Annotated in this window: 1 pseudogene; it reads left to right on the plus strand. The window is 40.3% G+C overall.

The features are described from left to right. Positions 1-253, plus strand: a pseudogene (locus AAEY88_RS14690) (FAD-dependent oxidoreductase); the annotation flags it as partial.

Raw genomic sequence — 253 nt, forward strand, 5'->3', positions numbered from 1 at the left:
GTTTTGGCGATTTATTAATGATATTTTACAGTTTAATAAACACATGAAGCAGCTGCGCCAAGACTTTGAAAGCGCACGCGAAAATCAACAAGACGTCAGCGGCTTTACTCAGCAGACTTTGGGTGATTACATTGCTAAGAAACGCTATGGCAAATTATTTACCGATAATTACTTGTTGCCTATGGTGTCAGCGATTTGGTCAACGAGCTTGGAGGAAGTACAAGACTTTCCTCTAGTATTTTTTGCCCAGTTC

This window comes from Psychrobacter sp. CAL346-MNA-CIBAN-0220 (assembly GCF_040309805.1).
GTDB lineage: Bacteria > Pseudomonadota > Gammaproteobacteria > Pseudomonadales > Moraxellaceae > Psychrobacter.